This window comes from Pantoea coffeiphila (assembly GCF_016909495.1).
Lineage (GTDB): Bacteria > Pseudomonadota > Gammaproteobacteria > Enterobacterales > Enterobacteriaceae > Erwinia > Erwinia coffeiphila.
In genome coordinates, this window is sequence record NZ_JAFBFW010000002.1 from 188,825 (window position 1) to 213,015 (window position 24,191).

At 52.8% G+C, this 24,191-nt stretch carries 18 protein-coding genes; 5 read left to right on the plus strand and 13 right to left on the minus strand.

Features of this window, described 5'->3' with window-relative positions; all coding sequences use genetic code 11:
• Nucleotides 1-29: 29 nt before the first annotated feature.
• From JOE09_RS06635 to serC, 7 genes are all read right to left on the minus strand, one after another.
• On the minus strand, nucleotides 30-1,955 hold the full coding sequence (locus JOE09_RS06635; RefSeq protein WP_338049322.1) for a DNA internalization-related competence protein ComEC/Rec2: 1,926 nt from the start codon (nucleotides 1,953-1,955) through the stop codon (nucleotides 30-32).
• Complete coding sequence (locus JOE09_RS26090) at nucleotides 1,855-2,295, minus strand: hypothetical protein (RefSeq protein ID WP_239552981.1); 441 nt, start codon at nucleotides 2,293-2,295, stop codon at nucleotides 1,855-1,857. Before JOE09_RS26090 ends, JOE09_RS06635 begins: the two co-directional genes overlap by 101 nt.
• Before the next feature lie 233 nt (nucleotides 2,296-2,528).
• Nucleotides 2,529-2,816, minus strand: coding sequence for an integration host factor subunit beta (gene ihfB / locus JOE09_RS06640; protein WP_105593444.1), 288 nt, complete (start codon nucleotides 2,814-2,816; stop codon nucleotides 2,529-2,531).
• A gap of 84 nt (nucleotides 2,817-2,900) precedes the next feature.
• Nucleotides 2,901-4,574 carry a 30S ribosomal protein S1 gene (gene rpsA / locus JOE09_RS06645; RefSeq protein WP_105593445.1) on the minus strand — a complete coding sequence of 558 codons (1,674 nt, stop codon included), beginning with the start codon at nucleotides 4,572-4,574 and terminating at the stop codon, nucleotides 2,901-2,903.
• Between the two features lie 151 nt (nucleotides 4,575-4,725).
• Entirely contained in the window at nucleotides 4,726-5,409 is a 684-nt protein-coding gene (gene cmk, locus JOE09_RS06650) for a (d)CMP kinase (protein ID WP_105593446.1), read from the minus strand.
• A 209-nt stretch (nucleotides 5,410-5,618) separates the two neighbouring features.
• Nucleotides 5,619-6,905: a 3-phosphoshikimate 1-carboxyvinyltransferase gene (gene aroA / locus JOE09_RS06655; RefSeq protein WP_205065241.1), complete on the minus strand. Its 1,287-nt coding sequence runs from the start codon at nucleotides 6,903-6,905 to the stop codon at nucleotides 5,619-5,621.
• Between the two features lie 90 nt (nucleotides 6,906-6,995).
• Nucleotides 6,996-8,081 (minus strand): 3-phosphoserine/phosphohydroxythreonine transaminase, encoded by a 1,086-nt coding sequence (serC, locus tag JOE09_RS06660; RefSeq protein WP_200545775.1) that lies wholly within the window; start codon nucleotides 8,079-8,081, stop codon nucleotides 6,996-6,998.
• Between the two features lie 133 nt (nucleotides 8,082-8,214).
• On the opposite strand from serC, the gene JOE09_RS06665 reads away from it, so the two are divergent.
• The 5 genes from JOE09_RS06665 (at nucleotide 8,215) to pflA (ending at nucleotide 14,609) form a co-directional block, all read left to right on the plus strand.
• Complete coding sequence (locus JOE09_RS06665) at nucleotides 8,215-8,394, plus strand: hypothetical protein (protein ID WP_205065242.1); 180 nt, start codon at nucleotides 8,215-8,217, stop codon at nucleotides 8,392-8,394.
• Nucleotides 8,391-10,148 carry a 30S ribosomal protein S12 methylthiotransferase accessory factor YcaO gene (ycaO, locus tag JOE09_RS06670; protein ID WP_205065243.1) on the plus strand — a complete coding sequence of 586 codons (1,758 nt, stop codon included), beginning with the start codon at nucleotides 8,391-8,393 and terminating at the stop codon, nucleotides 10,146-10,148. The genes JOE09_RS06665 and ycaO overlap by 4 nt, the downstream gene beginning before the upstream one ends.
• A 355-nt stretch (nucleotides 10,149-10,503) precedes the next feature.
• Entirely contained in the window at nucleotides 10,504-11,361 is an 858-nt protein-coding gene (focA, locus tag JOE09_RS06675; protein WP_205065244.1) for a formate transporter FocA, read from the plus strand.
• Nucleotides 11,362-11,451: 90 nt separating this feature from the next.
• On the plus strand, nucleotides 11,452-13,734 hold the full coding sequence (pflB, locus tag JOE09_RS06680; RefSeq protein WP_205065245.1) for a formate C-acetyltransferase: 2,283 nt from the start codon (nucleotides 11,452-11,454) through the stop codon (nucleotides 13,732-13,734).
• Between the two features lie 134 nt (nucleotides 13,735-13,868).
• Nucleotides 13,869-14,609, plus strand: a complete 741-nt coding sequence (pflA, locus tag JOE09_RS06685; protein WP_205065246.1) for a pyruvate formate lyase 1-activating protein — start codon at nucleotides 13,869-13,871, stop codon at nucleotides 14,607-14,609.
• Nucleotides 14,610-14,746: 137 nt separating this feature from the next.
• Here pflA and JOE09_RS06690 read toward each other — a convergent pair whose 3' ends face one another.
• From JOE09_RS06690 to lrp, 6 genes are all read right to left on the minus strand, one after another.
• Nucleotides 14,747-15,904: an MFS transporter gene (locus tag JOE09_RS06690; RefSeq protein WP_205065247.1), complete on the minus strand. Its 1,158-nt coding sequence runs from the start codon at nucleotides 15,902-15,904 to the stop codon at nucleotides 14,747-14,749.
• A 302-nt stretch (nucleotides 15,905-16,206) separates the two neighbouring features.
• Nucleotides 16,207-17,499: a serine--tRNA ligase gene (serS, locus tag JOE09_RS06695; protein ID WP_205065248.1), complete on the minus strand. Its 1,293-nt coding sequence runs from the start codon at nucleotides 17,497-17,499 to the stop codon at nucleotides 16,207-16,209.
• Nucleotides 17,500-17,595: 96 nt separating this feature from the next.
• Complete coding sequence (locus tag JOE09_RS06700) at nucleotides 17,596-18,939, minus strand: AAA family ATPase (RefSeq protein ID WP_205065249.1); 1,344 nt, start codon at nucleotides 18,937-18,939, stop codon at nucleotides 17,596-17,598.
• 7 nt (nucleotides 18,940-18,946) lie between these two features.
• Nucleotides 18,947-19,558: an outer membrane lipoprotein periplasmic chaperone LolA gene (gene lolA / locus JOE09_RS06705; protein ID WP_105593456.1), complete on the minus strand. Its 612-nt coding sequence runs from the start codon at nucleotides 19,556-19,558 to the stop codon at nucleotides 18,947-18,949.
• Between the two features lie 65 nt (nucleotides 19,559-19,623).
• The gene (locus JOE09_RS06710) at nucleotides 19,624-23,286 is read right to left on the minus strand and encodes a DNA translocase FtsK 4TM domain-containing protein (RefSeq protein ID WP_205065250.1); all 3,663 of its coding nucleotides are present in this window, start codon (nucleotides 23,284-23,286) and stop codon (nucleotides 19,624-19,626) included.
• Between the two features lie 120 nt (nucleotides 23,287-23,406).
• Nucleotides 23,407-23,901 (minus strand): leucine-responsive transcriptional regulator Lrp, encoded by a 495-nt coding sequence (gene lrp, locus JOE09_RS06715; RefSeq protein WP_006118610.1) that lies wholly within the window; start codon nucleotides 23,899-23,901, stop codon nucleotides 23,407-23,409.
• Between the last annotated feature and the right edge of the window lie 290 nt (nucleotides 23,902-24,191).

A 24,191-nucleotide genomic window follows, 5' to 3' on the forward strand; every position in this document is an offset into this window, starting at 1 on the left:
ACCAGCTTTAGTTGAAATAGCCGCTCATTCTACCTGGATTCCCTGGGTACGCCAAACCACTGATGGTACCAACGGTTCATTATTTGTTCTCTTAACCCCAAAAGATGCCAGTTATCAACGAAAAAACGCGCGCTAATCTGCCCGGAAAGTGCGGTGTCGCGCCAGATGATGCGATTTTCATCATAGCGCATAATTATTTTCGCTGCGGGTAACCGCCAGGCGCTGTAACGTGCAGCAGAGGCAATGGCGGCCTTCGGCGCTACCGCACGCAGCAGCGGCGGGGTTGATGAGGTACGGCTGCCATGATGCGGAACCTGCAACAGATCGGCACTCAGCGCGGCGCGCTGTTCGGCAACGAGCTGCAGCTCTGCCTCGCGCTCAATATCCCCGGTCAGCAGCACGCGCCATCGCCCGTCGCTTACCATCACCACGCAGGACTGATTATTGCCTTCACCGGGCATATTTTCTGGCGGCCACAACGCCTGAAACGTCAACCCCTGCCAGCGCCAGCCTACATCACGATAGCAGGGTAAATGACCCGGGCGCTTTAAAGCGCTTCGCACCCGGGCATCGGGATATGCAGACTGTATGCTCGGCAATCCGCCAATGTGGTCAAGATGCGCGTGGCTGATAACCACGTCGGTCAGCGTTAACCCCTGCCATTCCAGCCATGGAATAATCTGACTATGGGCGACATCCCCTCCCGGCCAGCGATTGCCGGTATCATATAAAACTGCCCTGCCATGCTGTGAAATCACCACGGCTAACCCGTGACCTACGTCCAGCATATCCACCCGCCACTCGGGTTTAGCGCTAAAATTACGCCAGCTCAGCAGCAGCAACGTGCACGCCACCAGAGTGAACGGAGAGCTACGCCACCAGCCAAAGCGAAACGCGAGCAGCAGAAGCCAACACGCCAGCGAACCGGCTGCGAATGTGTTTTCCAGAGGAAGCCAGCCGTTCGGCAACTGCTGCAACGGGAAAAAAACCAGTGCCAGTGAGCGATCGGCCAGCCACCATATAAAAGGGCCGACCAACGGCAGGAAATTAAGCAACAGCGATGTCAGTATCAGCGGTACGGTAACCAGAGATATCAACGGCACGGCCCACAGATTAGCCACTAGCGCACTCAGGCTAAAACCATGGAAAATAAATACCTGTAGCGGCATTAACAGCAGCAGCATGCCCAATTGCAAATGCAGCAGTCGGATTGGCAGCCAACGCTTTCTCCTGCGGAAACGGACGGGAAGCGCGAAGCTTTGATACCATATCAGCAACCCCGCGACTGCCAGCGCCGACATCCACAAGCTGTCTGACAGAATACTGAGCGGTTCCAGAAACAGGATAAGTGCAATACAAAACAGCCATACCTGCCAGCTGCTACAGTTAATCCCCTTCAGCCTTAATGTGCTCCACATCAGTAATGCCAGCATCGCGCGCATCGCTGGTGGATTGCTGCCGGAGAGCCAGCAGTAGATCAGTGCCACCAGCAAACTGCAGTACAAAGGAAAGCGATAGCTAATCATCCATGCAGGAAAAAAGAACTGAATGAGTCTGGCAACCAGCCAGCCAAATCCTGCAGCCAGTCCAATCTGCATCCCGGCGATTGCCATCAGATGTGCCGTACCCGTTTCTCTTAGCAGCTGGGTAATTTCACGCTTAACCTCTGAACGGTCGCCAAATGCCAGCGCGGAAATCAGTGCCTGCCAGGGTAAATGACCATAGTTTTGCCGGGTAGAATTCATGATAGCGCCACGCCAGCTACACCGGGGCTGCCGAACTTCCGCACTAATCACTCGTCCTGTGAGCGGCATGCTGTTGGCCAGCGTAAATCGTTGCCGATCGAACCCTCCCTCATTTAGCTGGGCATGAAGAGGACGAAGCGCCAGAGCCATATTCCATCGCTGCCCCCTGGCAGAAAGTCTCTTCGCCGCCTGGTAATCGTATGGAAGCATAAATCGGAGGAAATAGTAGCCGACCATCCTGACGAAACAGACGCACTCTGGCGCGTTCAGCACCGGGCAGGACTGTGTCAATTTGCACCTCTGCCCGCACAATCCCCTGCGTCAGCCGATCAATCTGATCCTGAAGAGATCGGGCTGTATTCAACGGCCAGAGAGAGAACAGCAGAACCATTGCAGTGAAAATAGCAACGCGTTGTGAACAGCGCATAAGTAAAAATGAAAGTACGATCGCAGCGATATCGTACCCATATCCGGGTAAACGGGGTATGACCGTGAGCGGCAAAGTGCCGATAATAAGACCGCCAGCCAGCTGTGTTGCCGTTATGCGCATGTTTCCTCCCTGATGCAGGTCATAGTGTGACATGCAGATGAGAGACGAACATCAGCGCAGGTTCAGTGCTCAGAGACAGGCCGAAAACTCTTTCTGTTTTGCAGCAACAAGACGGGATTATTGTGTGCCGGGTTCAGATTCTACAATGCGGTCTATCATCGTATCGCAGCCGAATTACCGTATTTAAGCAAAAAAAACGACACCGGAGTGTCGTTTTTATCGTTTCGTCGCTATCAGCTGCCGTAGATATTGGCGCGATCGCGCAGTTCTTTACCTGGCTTGAAGTGTGGAACGTATTTACCTTCCAACTCCACTTTGTCGCCCGTTTTCGGGTTACGGCCGGTACGAGGTGCGCGATAATGCAAAGAGAAGCTGCCAAATCCCCGGATTTCAATGCGCTCGCCCTGCGACAGGGTCGTCGCCATATGCTCAAGCATCTCTTTTACCGCATCCTCAACGACTTTCGCCGGTATATGAGAGTGCTGGCCAGCAAGTCTTTCAATAAGTTCTGACTTGGTCATAAAACCTCCGGTTAATCCCTTGTAGGAATAGCTCTGGCAGTTATCGACGATACAGGGCAGCTTGCGCTGCCCTTAAAGCGAAGATTACTCGCCTTTAGCTGCTTTGAAAGCTTCAGCCATAGCGTTAGAGAAGTTACCTTCTTCCTGTTTGGTGTTAACAGTATTGATGGCTTCTTTCTCGTCTGCCTGGTCTTTCGCACGTACAGACAGGCTAACAACGCGGTTTTTACGGTCAACGCCGGTGAATTTGGCTTCAACATCGTCGCCAACATTCAGAACCAGAGTTGCGTCTTCAACGCGGTCCAGCGAGGCTTCAGAAGCACGCAGGTAACCTTCAACGCCGTCAGCCAATTCAACTGTAGCACCTTTAGCGTCAACTGCAGTTACTTTACCGTTAACAATTGCACCTTTCTTGTTCAGAGAGATGTAGTTGTTGAACGGATCTTCTGCCAGCTGCTTAACGCCCAGGGAGATACGCTCGCGCTCTGCGTCAACCTGCAGAACCACAGCTGCGATTTCGTCGCCTTTCTTGTATTCACGAACTGCTTCTTCTCCGGTAGCGTTCCAGGAGATGTCAGACAGGTGAACCAGGCCGTCGATACCGCCGTCCAGGCCGATGAAGATACCGAAGTCAGTGATTGACTTGATTTTACCTTCAACACGGTCGCCCTTGTTGTGGGTTTCTGCGAACTGCTGCCATGGGTTAGATTTGCACTGCTTCAGACCCAGGGAGATACGACGACGTTCTTCGTCGATGTCCAGAACCATAACTTCAACAACGTCGCCCACGTTAACAACTTTAGATGGGTGAATGTTTTTGTTGGTCCAGTCCATTTCAGAAACGTGTACCAGGCCTTCAACGCCTTCTTCGATTTCAACGAAGCAGCCGTAGTCGGTCAGGTTGGTTACACGACCAGTCAGCTTGGTGCCTTCTGGGTAACGTTTAGCGATAGCAACCCATGGATCTTCGCCCAGCTGCTTCAGACCCAGAGAAACACGGGTACGCTCGCGGTCGAATTTCAGCACTTTCACGTTGATTTCATCGCCAACATTGACGATTTCGCTTGGATGCTTAACGCGTTTCCAGGCCATGTCAGTGATGTGCAGAAGGCCGTCAACGCCGCCCAGATCAACGAATGCACCGTAGTCAGTGAGGTTCTTAACGATACCTTTAACTTCCATGCCTTCCTGCAGGTTTTCCAGCAGCTGATCGCGCTCTGCGCTGTTCTCGGATTCGATAACCGCACGACGTGAAACAACCACGTTGTTGCGCTTCTGATCCAGCTTGATTACTTTGAACTCAAGCTCTTTGCCTTCCAGGTGCAGAGTATCACGCACTGGACGCACGTCTACCAGTGAACCTGGCAGGAACGCACGAATACCGTTCAGCTCAACTGTGAAGCCACCTTTAACTTTGCCGTTGATAATACCGGTAACAGTTTCAGCATCTTCGTAAGCTTTTTCCAGCGTGATCCAAGCTTCGTGACGTTTAGCTTTCTCACGGGACAGCAGGGTTTCACCGAAGCCGTCTTCCACTGCATCCAGAGCAACGTCAACTTCGTCGCCAACCTGGATTTCCAGTTCGCCGGCTGCGTTTTTGAACTGCTCTGCAGGAATTGCAGATTCAGATTTCAGGCCCGCATCAACCAGAACAACGTCTTTGTCGATAGCAACAACGACGCCACGAACGATGGAACCCGGGCGGGTTTCGATTTCTTTCAGGGATTCTTCAAATAGTTGAGCAAAAGATTCAGTCATATTGATAATCTTCAGGATTCTTCAATTTAACGTCCACCTGACATCCTGACGGGTGGGGTTGTTTCACATGCCCCATAACATCCATATCACAGGGTTAATTAAATTTTGCGAACAGGTGCACAGTATAGTGCACTGTCGTCGGAATTACCTATTACGCAATGGCAAGCTTTTCGCGCGCATATTTTAGCGCAACTTCTATGACCTGCTCAATAGACATTGTTGTCGAATCAAGCACTAAGGCATCATCCGCAGGCACCAAAGGTGCAATCGACCGGTTACGATCGCGCTCATCGCGTTCTTTTATCTCGGATAAAAGGCGGTCAAAGTTAACACTAAAGCCCTTTTCCTGCAACTGTAGCATACGGCGATGCGCACGTTCTTCCGAACTGGCATCAAGGAAAATTTTAACTGGCGCATCCGGGAATACAACGGTACCCATATCGCGCCCATCGGCGATCAGGCCCGGAAGTTCACGAAAACCGCGCTGACGGCGCAGCAGGGCTTCACGCACGCGTGGAAATGCGGCAACTTTTGACGCGGTGTTGCTGACATCCTGAGTACGGATCTCTGCGGAAACATCCTCACCTTCAAGGATGACTTCCATCTCGCCTTCACTGGACACAAAACGCACGTCAAGATGAGCAGCCAGTGGGACCAGCGCTTCTTCAGAAGTGATATCAACCTGATGATGCAGTGCTGCCAGCGCCAGCACGCGATAAATTGCGCCAGAATCCAACAGGTGCCACTGCAATGCTTCGGCCATCGCTTTACATAATGTGCCTTTACCCGCACCACTTGGGCCATCAATGGTGATCACTGGGGCTATTGCCGTCATGTCGTTCTCCTGTCGGTGGAATGTCTGCGGCTATCAGTGCCCGGACAAATATCGTCGCGCATTATACGCTGCAAAAACCGGGATAGTTACCCCTTAAACATAGTCAGCTACAAAATTTTAGGCGGGTTCAAACAACAGGCGGGTAATGCAGCAGAATAGAATGAGATAAACGCAGCTTCCGCCGCACCTCAGTGCGGCGGAAGAGTTTGTTATACCAGCTGGCTGATACGAGCAAGCTGTTCAAAGTAGTCCGGGAATGTTTTCGCAGTGCATTTTGGGTCAAGAATGGTGACCGGGGTGCTGGAGAGTGCGACCAGCGAGAAACACATCGCCATGCGGTGATCGTTATAGGTACCAATCTCGGCATACTGGATCGCTGCAGGTGGCGTGATGCGGATGTAATCGTGCCCCTCTTCAACTTCAGCGCCAACTTTACGCAGTTCGGTGGCCATTGCCGCCAGGCGATCGGTTTCTTTAACACGCCAGTTGTAAATGTTGCGCATTACCGTGATGCCTTTGGCGAACAGCGCGGCCGTCGCGATGGTCATAGCCGCATCGGGAATGTGGTTCATATCCAGATCGATAGCATTCAGTTCGCCACGCGTACAGGCAATAAAGTCATCGCCCCACTCAATACTTGCACCCATTTTTTCCAGCACGTCGGCGAAACGAATATCGCCCTGCATGCTCTTACGACCGATGCCGGTGACTTTAACGGTGCCGCCCTTGATGGCCGCCGCCGCGAGGAAATAGGAAGCCGAAGAAGCATCGCCCTCAACCAGATAATCACCCGGTGCCTGATACTGCTGCTGCCCACGGATGTGGAACGCGCGATAGCTGTCGTTCTCAACCTCAATGCCAAAGGTTGCCATCAGATTGAGCGTGATATCAATGTACGGTTTCGATACCAGTTCGCCTTTGATGACGATATGCGTATCGTTTGCCGCCAGTGGAGCTGTCATCAGCAGTGCCGTCAGGAACTGGCTGGAGACGCTGCCATCAACGGATACATCACCGCCGCTAAAACCGCCCTTAAGACGAAGCGGCGGGTAGTCTTCCTGTTCAAGGTATTCAATGACCGCACCACCCTGTCGCAGTGCATCAACCAGATGGCCAATCGGACGCTCTTTCATGCGCGGCTCACCGGTCAGCACAATATCGTTGCTGCCGAGGCACAGGGCTGCTGCCAGCGGACGCATCGCCGTACCGGCATTGCCGAGGAACAGCTCCAGCGCACCGTCAGCCTTTAGCGCTCCCCCCTGACCCACCACTTCACACACCGTACGGTCAGCAGACAGCGTGTAGTGAACGCCAAGCAGCTGCAAAGCGTTGAGCATGTGGCGAACGTCATCGCTGTCCAGCAGGTTAGTCAAACGGGTGGTGCCATTAGCCAGCGCAGCCAGCAGAAGCGCACGGTTCGATACGCTCTTGGAACCAGGAAGGTTAACGGTACCGTTGACCAGGGCGATAGGTTGTAACGTCAGGGAATCCTGCATGTGAAACGTACTCTCCAAAAAAATTACAATGAAACCCCGCAGCAAGGCGGGGTTTCAGATTAAAAACTTACTGCAGTTTCGGCAAAATCCTTAACCGTGGCGACGCTCGAAGTCGATCATGAAATCAGTCAGCGTCTTAATGCCTTCCAGTGGCATCGCGTTATAAATTGAAGCACGCATGCCGCCGACCACGCGATGGCCTTTCAGCGCATGCAGGCCGTGTGCGAAGGACTCTTCCAGGAACAACTTATCCAGTGACGCATCGGCCAGCTGGAAAGGCACGTTCATACGCGAGCGGTTTGCTACAGCGACATCATTACGATAGAAGCTGCTGTTATCAATAGTGCCGTAAAGCAGATCGGCTTTGAGCTGGTTACGCTTGTCCATCTCAGCCACACCGCCCTGCTCTTTCAGCCACTTAAATACCAGGCCAGAAAGATACCAGGCAAAGGTCGGTGGCGTGTTGAACATCGAGTCGTTATCGGCCAGCACCTTATAGTCAAGAATAGAAGGCAGCTCTTTGCGGGCCTTGCCTAACAGGTCTTCACGCACAACAACCAGCGTCAAACCAGCCGGGCCGATGTTTTTCTGAGCGCCGGCATACAGTACGCCGTAGCGGCTAACATCAATCGGCGAAGACAAAATGGTTGAAGAGAGATCGGCTACAACCAGCTTGTCGCCAAAATCAGGCGTTTCACTGATGGCAATACCATCAATAGTTTCATTCGGGCAGTAGTGAACATAGGCGGCGTCATCGGACAGCGCCCAACTGCTCATCGGGGTGATGCCACGCAGGCCATCAACTGTAGTTTTCGCGTCGATCACATTCGGCGTGCAGTACTTCTGCGCTTCTTTTACCGCGCTAGCCGCCCAGTAGCCACCGTCAACATAGTCTGCGGTCGTATGGCTACCCAGCAGGTTCATCGGAACCGCTGCAAACTGCGCACGCGCGCCACCATGGCAGAATAAAACTTTGTAGTTGGAGGGGATTTTCAGCAGATCGCGAAAATCTTTTTCTGCCTCTTCCGCCACCTGAATAAATTCCTTACTGCGGTGGCTGATCTCCATTACGGAGGTGCCTAACCCCTGCCAGTTGCAGAGTTCCTGCTCAGCACGACGGAGCACTTCTACCGGCAGCATTGCCGGGCCAGAGCTAAAATTGAAAACCTGACTCATTTCCCCTCACCACTTTCAGATCAATCGGTTTTGATTCCTTTATCGGTTTTATCATTGCCTCCCCAATGCTGCAATGATTTATCCGGTCAACCGACCAGTTTTCAGGCCACAGCCGCAACAGCTTGTAGGGTAAATGAAACAGCAAACGATATTTTGTGAGGCGTTTTCCACCATTGTAAACACCTCTGTTACTGTTTCGGCGGAATATGGCATTCTTCAGCAGATGAATTTTAGGTTGCCGGATGGCGATTCCAGCGGAAAACCCGTATCATTGCGCGCTTTCCGCACAATCAATAACGAGTGGGCAAAATGACTCAAACTTATATTCCAGGCAAAGACGCCGCGTTGGAAGATTCCATCGCGCGCTTTCAGCAAAAACTACAGGATCTGGGCTTCAATATTGAAGAAGCGTCCTGGCTGAATCCGGTTCCCAATGTCTGGTCAGTGCATATTCGCGATCGCGACTGCCCACTGTGCTTCACCAACGGTAAAGGCGCCAGCAAGAAGGCAGCGCTGGCTTCCGCACTGGGTGAATACTTTGAACGCCTTTCTACCAACTATTTCTTTGCCGATTTCTGGCTGGGTAAGCAGATTGCCAACGGCGATTTCGTTCATTATCCAAACGAAAAGTGGTTCCCGCTGCCTGAAGATGACCAGCTGCCGGAAGGTATTCTCGACGCGCGCCTGCGTAAGTTTTACGATCCGGAAAATGAGCTGAGCGCCAGCGATCTTATCGACCTTCAGTCCGGTAATGCCGATCGCGGTATTGTTGGTCTGCCGTTTACGCGCCAGTCAGACCAGCAGACGGTCTATATTCCGATGAATATCATCGGCAACCTGTATGTATCCAACGGTATGTCAGCGGGCAACACCGCTAACGAAGCCCGCGTACAGGGTTTGTCTGAAGTCTTTGAGCGCTATATTAAGAATCGTATTATCGCTGAGTCCATCAGCCTGCCGGCGATTCCACAGGATGTGCTGAACCGCTATCCTGGCGTGGTTGAAGCCATCGATCGTCTTGAAGCCGAAGGTTTCCCTATCTTCTCCTACGACGCTTCTCTGGGCGGAAAATACCCGGTGATCTGCGTGGTGCTGTTTAACCCGGAAAATGGCACCTGCTTCGCCTCATTCGGCGCGCATCCTGATTTTGGCGTAGCGCTGGAACGTACCGTTACCGAACTGCTGCAGGGCCGCGGCCTTAAGGACCTTGATGTCTTTACGCCACCGACCTTTGATGATGAAGAAGTTGCCGAACACGCAAACCTGGAAACCCACTTTATCGATTCCAGCGGTCTGATCTCCTGGGATCTGTTTAAAGACGATGCCGACTATCCGTTCGCTGACTGGAGCTTCAAGGGGACAACGGAAGAAGAATTCGCCACTCTGATGGCAATCTTCGATGCGGAAGGCCAGGAAGTTTATATTGCCGATTATCAGCATCTGGATGTTTATGCCTGCCGAATCATCGTACCGGGCATGTCAGACATTTATCCGGCAGAAGACCTGTTGCTGGCCAATAACAGCATGGGTGCATACCTGCGCGATACCCTGCTCAATCTGCCTGATAGCAGCTGGGAAAAAGAAGACTACCTGGCGCTGCTGGAACAGCTGGATGAAGACGGACACGACGACTTTACCCGCGTACGTGAGCTGCTGGGTCTGGCGACCGGTAAAGATAACGGCTGGTACACACTGCGTATCGGTGAACTGAAGGCCATGCTGGCCCTGGCTGGTGGTGACCTCGATCAGGCGCTGATCTGGACCGAATGGACGATGGAATTCAACCAGTCTATCTTCAGCCCGGCGCGTGCAAACTACTACCGTTGCCTGCAGACTCTGCTGCTGCTGAGCCAGGAAGATGAACGCGATCCGCTGCAGTACCATACAGCATTCGTGCGTATGTACGGCCAGGAAGCGGTCGATAACGCTTCTGCAGCGATTAGCGGTGAAGCGCCATTCTACGGTTTGCAAAATGTAGATAGCGATCTGCTGGCATTCCCTGCACATCAGTCGCTGCTGGCGGCTTATGAGAAATTACAGGCGGCAAAACGCCGTTACTGGAAATAACTCCGCAACCTCACCTAATGGCGCCAGATGCGGGTAATTTCTTTCTGAAAATGTACCGCAGGCGATAAGTTAAAAAAAGGTAACAGTTAATAGCTGTTACCTTTTTATTTTCACAAATTAGAATTAATCACCGCCATTTTTTTACCTTTCCATGGTGTCTAAAAATAATATTTAAATTATTTTTTTAAATATTAAAAAAGTTTTATTTCATATTTATCATCAACATACAACAAAACAAACCCTCTAATTCCGATCGGAATGGCTGAATTACCAGGCCACTATGATCCATGTCAATTTCCCTTCTATACTCGTTTGTTAGACTTTCCTTGCTGACTAATTTTTGGAGAACGTTAGTGTGAAAGCTGGCAACCTCTTTGATCTATTATTACCTGCTGAAATGGCCAAAGTTGCTGAAGACGCTGGCGTCTACAAAGCGACAAAAAAACCGTTCACCACCTTCTTTCTGGCAATTAACGCGGGCGTATTTATCTCTATCGCCTTCGCTTTTTACATCACGGCAACTACCGGCACCGGCACCATTCCCTGGGGGCTGGCAAAACTGGTTGGAGGTATCTGCTTTTCACTGGGCTTGATGTTAGTTGTTGTTTGCGGTGCCGACCTTTTCACCTCTACCGTTCTCATCGTAGTGGCTAAAGCCAGCGGCAGAATCACCTGGGCTCAACTGGCACGCAACTGGATTAACGTTTACGTTGGCAATTTTATCGGTGCCGTTTTCTTCGTCGCCCTGATCTGGTTCGCGGGTCAATACATGACCGCAGACGGCGCATGGGGACTGAACGTCCTGCAGACCGCTGACCATAAAATGCACCACACCTTTATAGAAGCAGTATGCCTGGGCATTTTGGCTAACCTGATGGTGTGTATGGCGGTGTGGATGAGTTATTCCGGCCGCAGCCTGATGGATAAGATGTTTGCCATGGTTCTGCCGGTTGCCATGTTTGTGGCCAGCGGCTTCGAACACAGCATCGCCAATATGTTTCTTATCCCCATGGCTATTGTCATCAAAGATTTCGCTTCGCCGGAGTTCTGGCAGGCAACCGGGGCAACAGCCCAACAGTTTTCACACCTTACCGTCAGCAACTTTGTTACTGACAACCTGATCCCCGTTACCCTCGGCAACATTATCGGTGGCGGACTGCTGGTAGGGTTAACGTACTGGGTGATCTATCTGCGCGACGGCGATCACCACTGAGTCTCTGTAACAGAATCTTATACAGCCGCAGGCCGATCACCGTCTGACGGCAACGTACAACGAACTTCACGTTATAAAGGTAGGTATCACATGACCGAGCTAAATAAAGACATGGCAAAAGCCTGGGACAGTTTTGCAGAAGGTGAATGGCAGAACAGCGTTAACGTTCGCGACTTCATCCAGAAAAACTACACTCCGTATGAAGGCGACGAGTCATTCCTGGCCGGTGCCACTCAGGCGACCACCACCCTGTGGGATAAGGTCATGGAAGGCATCAAGCTGGAAAACAAAACCCATGCGCCGGTTGATTTTGATACCGACCTTGCGGCGACCATTACCTCTCATGATGCTGGCTACATCGAAAAAGACCTGGAAAAGATTGTTGGTCTACAAACCGAAGCCCCATTAAAACGTGCGCTGATCCCATTCGGCGGCATCAAAATGGTGGAAGGCTCTTGTAAGGTATATGGCCGTGAACTCGATCCATCACTGAAAAAAATCTTTACCGAGTATCGTAAAACCCACAACCAGGGCGTGTTTGATGTGTACACCCCGGATATTCTGCGCTGCCGTAAGTCAGGCGTGCTGACCGGCCTGCCGGATGCCTATGGCCGCGGACGTATCATCGGTGACTACCGTCGCGTTGCGCTGTACGGTATTGATTATCTGATGAAAGACAAGTTTGCCCAGTTCGCCTCTCTGCAGAGCGATATGGAAAATGGCGTTAACCTGGAAGCCACTATCCGCCTGCGTGAAGAGATTGCTGACCAGCACCGCGCGCTGCAGCAGATTAAAGAGATGGCGGCGAAACACGGCTTTGATATCTCTGGCCCGGCAACGACCGCTCAGGAAGCCGTACAGTGGACCTACTTTGGTTACCTTGCTGCGGTGAAATCGCAGAACGGCGCAGCAATGTCCTTCGGTCGCGTGTCGACCTTCCTCGACATCTACATCAGCCGCGATCTCAAAGCCGGCAAAATTACCGAAGAAGAAGCGCAGGAACTGATTGACCATCTGGTGATGAAACTGCGTATGGTACGCTTCCTGCGTACCCCTGAATACGATGAGCTGTTCTCCGGTGACCCAATCTGGGCAACGGAATCACTGGCCGGTATGGGTGTTGATGGCCGTACCCTGGTGACCAAAAACACCTTCCGCTTCTTGAATACGCTCTACACCATGGGCCCGTCACCTGAGCCTAACATGACCATTCTGTGGTCTGAAAAACTGCCTCTGAACTTTAAAAAATTCGCGGCGAAAGTCTCTATCGACACATCTTCTCTGCAATATGAGAATGACGATCTGATGCGCCCTGACTTTAACAACGATGACTACGCTATCGCCTGCTGCGTTAGTCCAATGATCGTTGGCAAACAGATGCAGTTCTTCGGCGCCCGTGCCAACCTGGCGAAAACCATGCTGTACGCAATTAACGGCGGCGTGGATGAAAAACTGAAAATGCAGGTAGGTCCGAAAGAAGCACCAATGATGGATGAGGTGCTGGATTACGAAAAAGTGATGGCGCGTATGGATCACTTTATGGACTGGCTGGCAAAACAGTATGTCACCGCGCTGAATGTCATCCACTATATGCATGACAAATACAGCTATGAAGCCTCACTGATGGCGCTGCACGATCGTGACGTTTATCGCACCATGGCATGCGGTATCGCAGGTCTGTCGGTTGCCGCTGACTCACTTTCAGCAATTAAGTATGCCAAAGTGTCCACCATTCGTGATGAAGATGGCCTGGCGGTAGACTTTAAAATTGAAGGTGAATATCCGCAGTTCGGTAACAATGACTCCCGCGTTGATGATATTGCCTGCGACCTGGTTGAGCGTTTCATGAAGAAAATTCAGAAACTGCACACCTACCGTAACGCCGTACCGACTCAGTCCGTACTGACCATTACCTCAAACGTGGTATATGGTAAGAAAACCGGTAATACCCCGGACGGACGTCGCGCCGGTGCACCATTCGGACCGGGTGCTAACCCAATGCACGGTCGCGACCAGAAAGGTGCAGTAGCTTCTCTGACCTCCGTTGCCAAGCTGCCGTTTGCCTACGCTAAGGATGGTATTTCCTATACCTTCTCTATCGTGCCAAACGCGCTGGGTAAAAACGATGACGTGCGTAAAACCAACCTTGCGGGCCTGATGGATGGATACTTCCACCACGAAGCCAGCATCGAAGGTGGTCAGCACCTTAACGTCAACGTGATGAACCGTGAGATGCTGCTGGAAGCGATGGAAGATCCGGAAAAATATCCGCAGTTGACCATCCGTGTTTCCGGTTATGCCGTTCGCTTTAACTCGCTGACCAAAGAACAGCAGCAGGACGTGATTACCCGTACCTTCACGCAGACCATGTAATACCCTGTGGCCCTCTTCGGGGGGGCCGCCGTGAGAAGTCGGTTTCGCCAGTGGCCTGTTATTCATCTTGCAGGGCACTGTCAAAACAGACTTAACGCAGCTTAAGACTGCGTCAACGTGGAGAATTCATCGCAATGTCAGTAATCGGACGTATTCACTCATTTGAATCTTGCGGAACCGTTGATGGTCCCGGCATTCGTTTTATCACCTTCTTCCAGGGCTGCCTGATGCGCTGCCTCTACTGCCATAACCGGGATACCTGGGATACTCACGGCGGTAAAGAAATTACGGTCGAGGAACTGATGAAGGACGTAGTGTCCTATCGTCACTTTATGAATGCATCCGGCGGCGGCGTTACCGCTTCCGGCGGCGAGGCTATCCTGCAGGCTGAATTCGTTCGCGACTGGTTCCGCGCCTGTAAGGAAGAAGGGATTAATACCTGCCTCGACACCAATGGTTTCGTGCGGCGCTACGACCCGGTCATTGATGAACTTCTGGATGTTACAGACCTGGTGATGCTCGATTTGAAGCAGATTAATGATGATATCCATCAGGTGCTGGTTGGCGTTTCAAACCACCGTACGCTGGATTTTGCCCGCTATCTGGCTAAGCGAAAAATTCGCACCTGGATACGTTATGTGGTGGTGCCCGGCTATACGGATGATGATGATTCCGCCCACCGCCTCGGGGAGTTTACCCGCGATATGGGCAACGTAGAGAAAATTGAAATGCTGCCCTATCACGAATTGGGCAAGCACAAATGGGTTGCGATGGGTGAGGAATACAAGCTTGACGGTGTACATCCCCCCAAAGCGGAAACCATGGAGCGGATTAAACATATCCTTGAAGGCTACGGCCACTACGTGATGTACTGAGCAAAAATAAAAGGGCGATCCACAGGATCGCCCTTTTACCGTAAACCATTCACCACTACACACATCTTCAATAACGCCTGAGCACATCCAACGATGAAAACGGTCGCTAAAGATTCAGCTCACTACACCCGTTCTTCTCAGGCATGTGCCACCGGATTGATATGATGATCCGCTTTACGCAGCAGCATGGCGAGATAAATCAACGCAACCACGGCAATCATCACAAACAGCAGACGGTCTGAATAATTCTGCATCAGCATTGAAGTCATGGTCGGACCGGCAAGGCTGCCAACGGTATAGCTGAGCAGTAGCGCCTGGTTCATCGCGACCAGCTCATGATGAGCGACCTTTTCGCATGCCCAGGACATCGCGACCGGATACAGGGTAAAACCCGCACAGCCAAGAACAAATAGCGCCGGGCCCATCGCCGCATTACCCAACATGGCCAGCGCACCGAGGATCACGCCAAAAACCTGCACTCTCAGTACCAGCAGACGCCCATAGCGATCTGCCAGGCGACCGATTGGCCACTGTCCGATAATACCGGCACTGACCAGCAGTGCCATCCAGTAGCCCACGCTGGAATCACTCATTCCCTGATGCGACAGATACAGCGGCATCAGACCATACAATGAGCCCAGCACAATACCGGAAATAATACAGCCGTTGATACCTAAGCGAGCATTGCGACGGCGCAGCATCGGCCACAGACGACCAGAAGCCCCTTCGTCACCCTCTTCTGAGGCAGAAGCGGTAATTCGGGTAAATACCAGCGGCAGAATGGCCGCCAGAATCAGACCGCTTACCCATGGCAGTACCTGCATCAGCTCGGTGGATACACGGCTGACCATCAGCTGTCCGGCAACGGTCGCAACATAATAAACGATCATGTAGGCCGCCAGCAGTCGGCCACGATTGCGTAAAGTGCCGTTACACAGCAGCGCACTCTCCACAATCACCCAAATCAGCGCACAGCCAACGCCAGCCACAAACCGCCAGAAGGTCCACATCCAGAAACCGCTTTGCAGACCCAGCGCAACGGTAGCAAGGGCAAAGACCAGCGAAGCCAGATAGTAGCTGCGGTTAAAGCCCAGGCGCTTAATCAGCCAGCCTGCAATCAGCGTACCCAACAGGTTACCGCAATAGTAGGAGGAACTGACAACACCAATCTGCCAGGTCGGTAACGCGTCGTGTGTCAGCCACAGCGGAACCAGAGTATTCAGCGCAGCAATAGAAATCGTCAGCAACAGCAGACCGCAAAGCAGCACTATTACAGGACGCGACCAGATGGACATAGTAGTGAGAAACCAGAATAAGGAAGGATTTTGTGCGCATCATGCCACCGCGCGAAGGTTTGTAAAAGCACCAAAAAATAGTCGCAGCACGATTTGCTGCTAAATGATTTAATTTTTTTATCTACAAGGAGTTAGCAGTATTCAAACCGGCACAGCAGCTAAAAATATCTCATTGAATTTGCATCAAATTAAGCTGCAGAGAACGAAAATATCCATAACAAATTTTGCTTGATAACAATGAAAAAAAACCGCCTGAGACGTAATGTCACAGGCGGCCTTTTCAGCATGAATAGCGATCGGTATTAGCCGATGTATTCAAGGCCTTTCATATAGGGACGCAGCACTTCCGGCACTTCAATACGACCGTCAGCCTGCTGGTAGTTTTCCAGCACCGCAACCAGAGTACGCCCCACTGCCAGACCGGAACCGTTCAGAGTGTGGACCAGACGCGGTTTTTTCTCTGTTTTGGTACGGCAACGTGCCTGCATACGACGCGCCTGGAAATCACCCATGTTAGAACAGGAAGAGATTTCACGGTAAGTGTCCTGCGCCGGCAGCCAGACTTCCAGATCGTAAGTCTTGGTTGAACCAAAGCCCATATCACCGGTGCACAGCAGTACCTTACGGTACGGCAGATTAAGCAACTGCAGCACTTTCTCCGCGTGGCCGACCAGTTCTTCCAGCGCATCCATGGAATCTTCAGGACGAGTAATATGTACCATTTCGACTTTATCGAACTGGTGCATACGAATCAGGCCACGGGTATCACGCCCATAGGCTCCGGCTTCGGAGCGGAAGCATGGCGTATGCGCGGTCATTTTCAGCGGCAGCGACTCTTCTTCCAGAATCTCATCGCGAACCAGGTTGGTCAGCGGGACTTCTGAAGTTGGGATCAGCGCATAGTTGCTGCTGGACGCTTCTTCTTCCAGCGGACGGGTATGGAACAGATCTTCGCCAAACTTAGGCAGCTGGCCGGTACCGTACAGGCTGGCGTGATTCACCAGATAAGGGACGTAGGTTTCCTGATAGCCGTGCTGCTCAGTGTGCAGGTCGAGCATAAACTGGCTCAGCGCGCGGTGCATCAGGGCAATCTGGCCCTTCATCACGATAAAGCGAGAACCGGTCAGCTTAACCGCCGCGGCAAAATCCAGGCCTGCGGCCATTTCACCCAGCTCAACGTGGTCGCGCACCGCAAAATCAAACTTACGCGGTTCACCCCAGCGGCTGATTTCCAGGTTTTCAGTGTCGTCTTTACCCAGCGGAACCACATCATCAGGCAGATTAGGAATAGCCAGTGAGAAGTCACGAATATCGTTTTGCAGTGCGTCCAGCTCTGCTTTAGCCGCATCCAGGCGTTCGCCCAGGGCATTCACTTCCTGACGCAACGGTTCGATGTCTTCCCCACGCGCTTTAGCCTGCCCGATGGATTTGGATCGCGAGTTACGCTCTGCCTGCAGATTTTCAGTTTCTACCTGCAACACTTTACGACGCTCTTCATGAGCGCGCAGCGTGTCAACGTCCAGTTTATAACCCCGGCGTGCCAGTTTTTCAGCGACTGCGTCTGGCTCATTACGCAGCAGATTGGGATCGAGCATGCTTGTCCTGTGCTTGTTGTGATGGAATTAAAGAAAAGGCGCATTCACCATAGTGAATGCGTTGAATTCGCAGGTAACCTTACCGCAACGCCCCGGTCAGCGGTAGCGTTTTGTCGGGCTATTTTGATCCTGAGCGGCAAGCCAGGTGAGCTTTTCACCGATTTTGCCCTCAAGCCCGCGAGATGTTGGCTGATAGTAGCGCGTCTGTGCCATCTGTGGGGGGAAATAGTCCTCACCGGCCGCGTAGGCGTTCGGTTCATCGTGAGCGTAGCGGTACTCTGCTCCCAGCCCCATTTCCTTCATCAGCTTCGTTGGTGCATTGCGCAAATGTTCAGGCACGTCGTAATCCGGATTCTCACGCGCATCGCGCATGGCCGCTTTGAACGCGGTGTAAACGGCGTTGCTTTTCGGTGCGCAGGCCAGGTAGACAATCGCCTGAGCAATCGCACGTTCACCCTCAGCCGGACCAACGCGGGTAAAGCAGTCCCAGGCGGCAATAGCCACCTGCATACCGCGAGGATCGGCATTACCGACGTCCTCAGAAGCGATAGCCAACAGGCGGCGGGCAACATACAGCGGATCGCCCCCCGCGGTAATAATTCTCGCATACCAGTACAGCGCCGCATCCGGTGCGGAACCGCGTACGGACTTATGCAAGGCAGAGATCAGATCGTAAAAGCGGTCGCCCTTGTTATCGAAGCGGGCGCTGCGTTCCCCTGAAACTTCGTTAAGCAACTGCGGCGTCAGTTCGCGCTTGCCGTCCGCATTCACTTCCGCTATATCCGCCATCATTTCCAGCGTATTCAGCGCCCGGCGCGCATCACCGTTTACCAGTTCGGCAATCATACTGCGGGTATTATCCGGCAAAATGACGTTGTCTTTGCCGAAGCCACGTTCAGCATCATGCATCGCCTGATCGAGCACGGCGGCGATATCATCGCTGGTTAACGATTTCAGCAGATAGACACGGGCACGTGAAAGCAGCGCGGAATTGAGTTCAAACGAGGGGTTCTCAGTTGTCGCACCGATAAAAGTAATGGTGCCGTCCTCAATATGCGGCAGGAAGGCATCCTGCTGGCTTTTATTGAAGCGATGCACCTCATCGACAAAGAGGATGGTACGGCGACCCGCATTGCGGCTCTGTCTGGCGCGTTCGATAGCTTCACGTATCTCTTTCACGCCGGATGTCACGGCGGAAATACGTTCAACGTCCGCCTGGCCGTAGTGGCCGATAATCTCAGCCAGCGTGGTTTTTCCTGTCCCCGGCGGTCCCCATAAAATCATCGAATGAAGATGACCGGCTTCAATCGCCCGCGGCAGTGGTTTACCCACTGCCAGCAAATGCTGCTGACCAATATATTCATTCAGATTGCGTGGCCGCATGCGCGCGGCCAGAGGCTGAAATTCGTTACGGGAAAAGTCGAGAGACAGGTTACTCACGCGAACCTCACTGACGCTGATCGTCCAGGGTTACGCCTTTTGGTGGCGTGAACGTGAACTTATCGGCGGAAATAGCCCCGTTCTGCTGACTTTTCAGCGCATAGCTGCTGCGCTGGCCATCCTGTTCTACTGCACTGAACTGGTTGATCGTACCGTTGGTTGATACGTTGATATCAAACTGCTTCAGATTGCCGTCAATAGATTTCGGCGTCAGTGAGAAGTTATCTCCTTTCTGCGCGATATTATACTGCTTCCAGTCGCTGGCCTGATTACGGGCGATCAGCATAAACGGTGTGTTGCCAGTGGCGTCTTTCAGCCAGCTGGCGCTAACCTGTTCAACAAAAGGATTGTAGAACCACAGCGTTTTACCATCGGAAATCAGGGTGCTCTCATCGGGGGCCGTCATATGCCAGTTAAACAGATTTGGCCGTTGCACCCACATTTCCCCCTCGCCGTCCTGAACGGATGCGCCGCTGCCGTCAGTCACTTTCTGACTGAACGTGGCGTGGAAGCTTTTTACCTTATCCAGGCGCTGCTTCAGCTCGCTGGAGGCATCTGCCAGCACGCTGGCCGAAGTAAAGGCCGCCAGCAGACAGCATGAGATTACAAATTTTTTCATTACGGCATCCTTAATAACGCTTTGATATCACGCTTAAAATAAAGCATTGATTAACTAAACAACCATCACATTTCATGCGGTGGCGGTGCCAGTACTTCACGGTTCCCGTTGTGACCTGGCGATGACACGATGCCCTGTGCTTCCATCTGTTCGATGATACGCGCGGCGCGGTTGTAGCCGATACGGAACTGACGCTGCACCCCGGAAATGGAAGCACGGCGTTTATCCACCACGAAGGCAACGGCCTGGTCAAACAGCTGGTCGAGTTCTTCATCCCCTTCCATGCCGCCACCTGCGGATTCACCATCATCGCCGCCGCTGAGAATACCTTCTTTATATTTTGGCCGCTCGCGCGCTTTCCAGTCTTTCACCACCGCGTGGACTTCCTGATCGCGAACAAAAGCACCGTGAACGCGAACAGGAATCGATGAGTTCGGAGCCAGATAAAGCATATCGCCCATGCCCAGCAACGACTCCGCGCCGCCCTGATCGAGGATCGTGCGTGAGTCAATTTTACTTGAGACGGTAAAGGCGATACGGGTTGGAATATTCGCCTTGATCAGACCGGTGATCACATCTACCGAAGGACGCTGAGTCGCCAGCACCAGGTGAATACCGGCGGCACGGGCTTTCTGCGCCAGGCGAGCGATCAGCTCCTCCACCTTTTTACCTACGGTCATAATCAGGTCGGCAAATTCATCGACCATCACCACGATGTAAGGCTCTTTCTCCAGCACCGGTGGCGTCATATCCATACTGTCGGTTGGCTTCCAGAACGGATCGGGAATCGGGCGCCCCATCTCTTCTGCCAAATCGACTTTTTCGTTGTAGCCAGCAATGTTACGCACGCCCAGCGCCGACATCAGCTTGTAACGACGTTCCATCTCAACCACACACCAGCGCAGGGCATTTGCCGCATCTTTCATATCCGTAACCACATCAGTTAGCAGATGCGGGATACCTTCGTAGACCGACAGCTCAAGCATTTTCGGGTCGATCATGATAAAGCGCACTTCTTTCGGCGTCGCTTTATACAGGATGCTGAGGATCATCGCGTTAACGCCCACAGACTTACCGGAACCGGTCGTACCGGCAACCAGCAGGTGAGGCATTTTACCCAGATCGGCCACCACCGGCTCGCCGGAAATATCCTTACCGAGAACGATAGACAGCGGCGAAGGGTTATCCAGGAACGCCGGGCAGTTCAGCACTTCTCGCAGATAAACCGTCTGGCGTTTCTGGTTAGGCAACTCCAGGCCAACGTAGGGCCGCCCCGGGATCACTTCCACCACGCGCACGGCGACGGCAGAAAGGGAACGGGCCAGATCGCGGGAAAGGTTAGAAATTCGCGCCGCTTTCACGCCAGGCGCCAGATCCAGCTCAAAGCGCGTGATTACCGGCCCTGGCGAGTTACCCACGACTTCAGCTTTAACGCGATAATCTGCCAGTCGTGCCTCAATCAGACGTGAGGTCTGCTCAAGCGCAAAATGATCGACCGGCTCGGTTTCCGTTGGCGGAGAGGTCAACAGATCGAGGCTAGGCAGTGGCGTCGTCGGTTTATACGTTGGCTGCTCGTGACGTACCAGGAATGGATGGATCAGGCTGTCCATATCCGGTTCGGCTGCGACAGGCTCAACGCTCGCCGGCGGCTGAACGGCCTGCGCGGCGGGCACCGGTCGCCAGGCTGAAGCGGGTGCAGGATCGGCCGCTTGCTCCCGTGCTGGCTGCCAGCTATCTGGCTCCGGCTGCCGCTGCGATTCAGGCTCCGCTTTCTGCCACTGGGACGCAGGCTCTTCACGCCACTGTTGCTGTGGCGCAGTAACCAAAGCCTGAGGCTGCTGAGCGCTGACTGGAGACTGCGGTTGTTGATATGTACTTACCGGTGGCTGTTGCCACTGAGGCGCAACGTGCTCTGGTTCTGTGACTGCCGATGGCATAAACAGAGGCTCGACAGGACCATCATCCACCAGATCGTCCATTGGTGAGAAATCGAATGCGGAAGAGGTATCCAGAGTGAACGTTGGAGCTGCAGGTATTGATGCAGACTGTGCTGGCGCAGTCGGTGCACTCTCAGCTGCATAACGCTGCTGTTGCTGCGCCGCAAACTGGCTGGCCAGCGCAGCCTGCTGCACCAGATCCTCTTCCTCAGGGGAGAGCTCTTCACCGTAGCGCTGCTGCTGCTGAGCCAGGAACGCTGCACGCAGACTTGCCTCTTCGGCTTCGTTATCCTGTTCATCACTCAGTTCTGGCACAGCATAACGGGTTGCGGCCTGCTGCTGTTCCTGCTGCTGACGCAGTTCTTCTTCTCTGGCTTTTTCTTCGGCCATCCGCTGCGAAGGCAGCTTAATGCCATAGGAAGCCAGTTCGCGCCGCGTCGGGAGCTTAACCGGTTTCGGTCGTGGCAGTTCAGGACCAATCCCCTGCTTCACCTGCGGATTATCGTCATCATCGCTGGTCGCGCTGAAGCCAGGCATAAACGGCATCGCGTTATCAGAGGCCTGCACAACGGCAGCGGCGGCACCGGCCGCTGTCGCTATCGTCGCAGCAGCATGTGAGGTCGACTGCGGTGAAAATTCAAACGGTGAGGAAGAAGCTTCACGCCAGTTCCCCATTTGTGGGCCATCATCTTCATCCTGATAAGAGGGTGCAACCGGCGGCGGGGTCTGCACTTCCTGTGGAACTTCGAAGCGATAGACCGGAGCAGCGGCCTGTTGTGTAACGGGCTGTGCTGACGGCGTAGTCGGCTGCGACAGAGCAGATGCCTGCGGCTGCGCGATAACAGGTTCATGATGCGCCGAAGGGGTATGCTGCAAAGCATCAGTATTCGTCGCTTCTGCAGCAAAGGCGTTCGTCGATGCAACAGCGCTGACTGCCGCAGCCTGACCTGCGGAAGCCACTTCCGCCACCGAAACCACAGGTACTGCGGATTCGTCGGATACGGCCTTCAGCGGTTTAGCCAACAGCGGATCGTGTTCGTCGTCTTCAACATCCGGCAAAGCGTGTTTTGTCAGCAGAACGTCATCACTTTCGTCTTTACGCGTCGCACGTGAAGAGATGGCCGGTGCATCCTCTTCCTCGTCATCATCGTCTTCCTGCCACTTTTCATCCGCACGGGAGCGATTACTGGCAAACGTCAACACGCCCATCACCACCGCGCCAATTTTCTCAGCGATGGTCAACCAGGACCAGCCAGTATATAGCGTCAGGCCTGCCGCCCAAACGCAAAGCAGGATTAAAGTCCCGGCAGGGCCGTTCACCCACGGAGCCATGGCATTGCTTAACAGACTGCCAATCACGCCACCGGAGGCGAAGTAACCCATATCATCAGCATTTAACGCAGCCAGGCCACAGGAGGTCACCACCAGCGCAAGTACGCCGATAAGCCGTAAAGCAACGGCAAAATAGTCGATGTATTCCTGGGAGCTACGCTGACGGAAGGTGATCCAGCACAGGCCTAAAATAACGGGAGGAATTGCATACGCCATCACGCCAAAGATGAAAAACAGCGTATCGGCAAGCCACGCACCCACTCCACCACCGAGGTTATGGATAGGCTCGTGCCAGGCGGTTTGCGACCAGCTCGGATCGGAGGCATTGAAGCTCACCAGTGCGACCATCAGATAAATGGCGAAAAGAGCAACAATAATCAATAACGCTTCCAGTAGACGGCGTCCACTGCTTAGCGGTTGTAACGAAACTTCTTTATCTTCTGTATATTCCTGGCTCAAGAGTACTCTCCAGGTGCCTGTAAACTATGAAGGCAACAGCGTCGGGGTTAACCCGACGCTGAACCTGTATGAATTCACAGGAGTGTATCGAAACCTACCAGGTTTTGCACCTGTCCTGTGTTACCGGGTCTTAATCACTAAACGGTTACTTTGTTTCACTTCTTCCATGACTACATAGGTACGCGTATCGTTCACTCCCGGCAGGCGCAGCAGCGTTTCGCCGAGTAATTTACGGTAGGCGGACATGTCAGGTACGCGCGTTTTCAACAGATAGTCGAAATCACCGGAAACGAGGTGACACTCTTGAGTTTCCTCAAGTTTTTGCACGGCGGCGTTAAATTGTTCAAACACGTCTGGCGCGCCACGATTCAGAGTAATCTCAACGAAAACCAGCAGAGAAGCGTCAAGATAGTGTGGATTCAGCTGCGCGGTATAGCCAAGAATGAAGCCCTGGCGTTCCAGGCGACGGACACGCTCCAGACACGGCGTTGGGGATAGTCCCACGCGTTTGGATAGTTCAACGTTAGAAATACGCCCATCCTTCTGTAATTCATTCAGGATGTTGCGGTCGATTCTGTCAAGGTCTTTACCCGGTCGTTTTTTATTGTCTACCATTATTATTGTCTCTCTTAAATCCTTCCCTTTACCTGCCTACCCTGCACGCTGAGTCGTTTACAGAGTCGTTCTAAGTGAAGACATAGAGCCTGCTGCGATATTGCACGCCTCATCTGCATGACGCATGTTGTCTGTCCACACCATGCGTCATTCCAAATGACAGACTGAGTTTATTTGACGATGAACACAAAACAGGCAAAAACGCCGCTGCGCTCTCTTAAATATTCTCCGCTTCCAATAATGTTTTCGCAAAACAGCAGCCGATTGTCAAAGTAAAACAATCAAAACCA

Excerpts from the sequence above, each read along its gene's own strand:
- JOE09_RS06635 (WP_338049322.1), bottom strand. The coding sequence starts at position 1,955 with ATGCTTCCATACGATTACCAGGCGGCGAAGAGACTTTCTGCCAGGGGG.
- JOE09_RS26090 (WP_239552981.1), bottom strand. The coding sequence starts at position 2,295 with ATGCGCATAACGGCAACACAGCTGGCTGGCGGTCTTATTATCGGCACT.
- ihfB (WP_105593444.1), bottom strand. The coding sequence starts at position 2,816 with ATGACCAAGTCAGAACTTATTGAAAGACTTGCTGGCCAGCACTCTCAT.
- rpsA (WP_105593445.1), bottom strand. The coding sequence starts at position 4,574 with ATGACTGAATCTTTTGCTCAACTATTTGAAGAATCCCTGAAAGAAATC.
- cmk (WP_105593446.1), bottom strand. The coding sequence starts at position 5,409 with ATGACGGCAATAGCCCCAGTGATCACCATTGATGGCCCAAGTGGTGCG.
- aroA (WP_205065241.1), bottom strand. The coding sequence starts at position 6,905 with ATGCAGGATTCCCTGACGTTACAACCTATCGCCCTGGTCAACGGTACC.
- serC (WP_200545775.1), bottom strand. The coding sequence starts at position 8,081 with ATGAGTCAGGTTTTCAATTTTAGCTCTGGCCCGGCAATGCTGCCGGTA.
- JOE09_RS06665 (WP_205065242.1), top strand. The coding sequence starts at position 8,215 with ATGAAACAGCAAACGATATTTTGTGAGGCGTTTTCCACCATTGTAAAC.
- ycaO (WP_205065243.1), top strand. The coding sequence starts at position 8,391 with ATGACTCAAACTTATATTCCAGGCAAAGACGCCGCGTTGGAAGATTCC.
- pflB (WP_205065245.1), top strand. The coding sequence starts at position 11,452 with ATGACCGAGCTAAATAAAGACATGGCAAAAGCCTGGGACAGTTTTGCA.
- pflA (WP_205065246.1), top strand. The coding sequence starts at position 13,869 with ATGTCAGTAATCGGACGTATTCACTCATTTGAATCTTGCGGAACCGTT.
- JOE09_RS06690 (WP_205065247.1), bottom strand. The coding sequence starts at position 15,904 with ATGTCCATCTGGTCGCGTCCTGTAATAGTGCTGCTTTGCGGTCTGCTG.
- serS (WP_205065248.1), bottom strand. The coding sequence starts at position 17,499 with ATGCTCGATCCCAATCTGCTGCGTAATGAGCCAGACGCAGTCGCTGAA.
- lolA (WP_105593456.1), bottom strand. The coding sequence starts at position 19,558 with ATGAAAAAATTTGTAATCTCATGCTGTCTGCTGGCGGCCTTTACTTCG.
- lrp (WP_006118610.1), bottom strand. The coding sequence starts at position 23,901 with ATGGTAGACAATAAAAAACGACCGGGTAAAGACCTTGACAGAATCGAC.